This is a genomic window from Streptomyces sp. NRRL B-24085 (assembly GCF_001282115.1).
Classification (GTDB): domain Bacteria; phylum Actinomycetota; class Actinomycetes; order Streptomycetales; family Streptomycetaceae; genus Streptomyces.
Map to the genome: position 1 here is coordinate 1 of NZ_LJBR01000485.1, position 3,188 is coordinate 3,188.

At 73.2% G+C, this 3,188-nt stretch carries 1 protein-coding gene and 2 pseudogenes; 2 read left to right on the forward strand and 1 reads right to left on the reverse strand.

The genetic code is table 11. The features are described from left to right. Positions 1-379: pseudogene (locus tag AOJ26_RS37435) on the reverse strand (hypothetical protein); the annotation flags it as partial. 442 nt (positions 380-821) lie between these two features. Between AOJ26_RS37435 and AOJ26_RS37440 the strand changes: the two are divergent. Both AOJ26_RS37440 and AOJ26_RS42485 read left to right on the forward strand, forming a co-directional pair. After that, positions 822-2,540, forward strand: a complete 1,719-nt coding sequence (locus AOJ26_RS37440) for a SpoIIE family protein phosphatase (protein WP_053852814.1) — start codon at positions 822-824, stop codon at positions 2,538-2,540. Positions 2,541-2,679: 139 nt separating this feature from the next. Beyond that, positions 2,680-3,188: pseudogene (locus tag AOJ26_RS42485) on the forward strand (DUF475 domain-containing protein); the annotation flags it as partial.

Consider the following 3,188-nt stretch of genomic DNA (forward strand, 5'->3'; position numbering starts at 1 on the left):
CGTCGATCCGGTGTCCGGCCGCGTCCCGGGCGCACAGGCGCGGCCGGTCCGGCGCCGGCACCAGCCGCACCCGCCACCCGTCCCGGCGCAGCATCCGCGCCACCGCCAGCGCGAGTTCCTGGGTGTCCAGTTCGAGCAGCTCGTCCGGGGTGTAGTAGCCCAGGCGGCGGCGCGCGTCAGGACGCCCGTGCCGTACCGCTGCCGTGACGACGAGGGCCAGGAGGGCGACGCCCGCGACGGGGACGACGATCCCGGCGGCGCGGTATCCCGCGGCGAGCAGGGCCGCCACCGCGCACACGGCCGCCACGACACCGGCGAAGGCGGGCAGCACGTCACGGAACCTGGGACCGTAGCGCCCCTGCGCCCGCAGCGCGCGCACGACGTGCCGGTTCCGCGGTCGGCGCGACGGGGAGGGGCCGGACGTCCACGACAGGCGTGCCACAGCCCCAGCCCCCTCATGCCGCCCGGACGCATCCGTCACTTCAACCGATACCCAGCCGACGGCCAAGTCCCGTGACAGCGGCGGGAATTCGGCCATGCGCACCCAGCGCACGGAAGCGTCAGGGGGCGCGCTGGACGGCGCCTTGACGCCCTGCCTCCCCGGGCATGGATCCCCGCACGGACGAGGCCCCCTTCCGCGGGTCCGGGGCCCGCCCGGAGAAGGCTGCGCACCGCCGTCCCCGCCGACCCGGTTGCGCGTGCCCGATCACAGGCGAGGCTGGATACATGGGCACCGGGGCACAGGGGAAGGAGCAGGACGGCCGGATGAACATGCCGCGGACCGGCAAGGCGCGGCGTCCGACCAGCGAGGAGAGGGCGACATGGCAGGGGTGGAGGACACGGGGACCGTCGGGAGACGACCACCGGCAGCATCCGCTGCCGAGCGCACCCGGGCGCTGGAGGCCATAGGGACCGCGGCCTACGTCGTGGACGAGGAAGGCCATGTCATCGCCGTGAACACCCACGCCGAACAGCTGCTGGCCCGGCCCGCCGCGGAGTTCCTCGGCCGGGACGCGCACGACCTGCTGCACCGCGACGCCCACGGCCACCTCCTGCCCCGGAGCCGGTGCAGCATGCGGCAGGCGTTCCACGCGGGGCGCACCGCCCAGGGCGACGAGGACCACTTCGAGTGCGGCGACGGTTCCCTGCTGCCCGTCTCGTGGCTCGTCACGCCGTACGACCTGGACGGCCGGGAGGCCGGCACGCTCGTGCTCGTGCACGACCGGCGCCCGCCGGAGGCCGACAGCCGGCCGCAGCCCGCCGCCCAGCCGATGCCGGAGCTGGAGCGGCTCGCCCTGCTGGCCGAGACCACCACCCGCCTCACGTCCACGCTCGACGTCGAGGAGACGCTGCGGCGGCTCGTGGCCCTGGTCGTCCCCCGGCTGGCGGACTGGGCCGTCGTCGACCTGATCACCGAGCGCGACGAGGTGTGGCGTACCGCGGTCGTCCACGCCGAGGGCGAGAGCCTGGTGCGCCACGAGGACCTCCAGGGGCCGATGCCGCCGGTGCCGGAGGAATCGCCGATGCCCCTGTCCAGGGCGCTGCGCGGGGTCGCCTCCACCCTGGCCGGCCCGCAGACCTACCAGCGGGAGCCGGACTCCGGGATCGCGGTCGAACAGCGCCGCCTGTTCGAGACCACCGGCATCCGCTCCGCCGCCATCGCCCCCATACGCAGCACCCGTGCCGTCCTGGGCGCGCTGACCCTGGGCCGGGCCAAGGACCCGGTGGACTTCACCCCCGCCGACCTCCCGCTGATCGAGGACATCGCCCGCCGGGCCGGCCTCGCCCTGGACAACGCGCGTCTCTACCAGCGGCAGCGCAAGGTCGCCGAGACCATGCAGAACCACCTGCTGCCCCAGATGCCCCGGGTGCCCGGGCTGCAGATGACCGCCCGCTATCTGCCCGCCCCGGACGCCTCACAGGTCGGCGGCGACTGGTACGACGCCTTCACCCTCTCCGACGGCGCCACCGCGCTGGCGGTCGGGGACGTCGTGGGCCACGACCTGGAGGCCGCGGCCGGCATGGCGCAACTGCGCAACATGCTCCGCGCCTACGCCTGGTCCCACAAGGAACCGCCGAGCCGGATCGTCACCCGGCTCGACGAGGCGGTCATGCACATCACCGACGTCACCATGGCCACCATGATCTTCGCCAGGGTCGATGAGCGGGACGACGGCCACTGGGAGCTGAGCTGGACCAACGCCGGCCACCCGCCGCCCCTGCTGATCACCCACGACGGTCTGGCCCACTACCTCACCGACGGCCACGGCATCCTCCTGGGCACCGGAGTGACCACAGCGCGCACCGACGCGACCACCCTGCTGCCGCCCGGCTCCACGCTGCTGCTGTACACCGACGGCCTGATCGAGGCGGTCGGCCGTTCCCTCGACGAGGGGTTGCAGCATCTGCGCCGGCACGCCGCCGCGCTGGCCCACCGTCCGCTGGCCTCCTTCACCGACCAGGTGCTGCGCCGGGTGCGGCACGCCCACAACGACGACGACGTCGCCCTGCTCGCGGTACGGGCCCCCACCAGAACGTGAACAGGGGAGCCGGCCGCGCCGGGCGCCGGCACCCAGCGCCGCCCCGGCGGCCCACGTCCGTGATAGACAACGCCCGTGCCCCCCCCCGGGCCGTTTGCGCCCTCCCTCCGCGACCACCCGACAACAGGACTTGGTGCCAGTGATTCTGAAGACCTTCCGCTGGGCGTTCGCCGTCACCGCGCTCGGCCTGGCCGCGGGAGTGCTGTACGACGGCTGGGCCGCGTTCGGCATCGTGGCGATCCTGGCCGTGCTGGAGATCTCCCTGTCGTTCGACAACGCGGTGGTCAACGCCGGAGTCCTGAAGAAGATGAACGCCTTCTGGCAGAAGATCTTCCTCACGGTCGGTGTCCTGATCGCCGTGTTCGGCATGCGGCTGGTCTTCCCCGTCGTCATCGTCGCGATCACCGCGAAACCCACGCCCACCAGCACGGCGGCGCGCACGCCGACAAGGCGCAGACCGTGCTGATCTCGGGCATCGCGGGTCTGATCACCTACCTGGTGGTCGGCGGCCTCTCCGGCTACTTCGAGGACCGGCTGGAGGACGAGGAGGAACGCGAGAAGGAGGCCGAACGCTCCGGCGGGACCGGTTCGGCGGTCCAACTGGCCGGCAAGGCGGCGTTCTTCATGTTCCTCTACCTGGAGGTCCTG

Bases quoted from the DNA above. Each gene is read 5' to 3' on its own strand.
- AOJ26_RS37440 (WP_053852814.1), top strand. From the start codon at position 822: ATGGCAGGGGTGGAGGACACGGGGACCGTCGGGAGACGACCACCGGCA.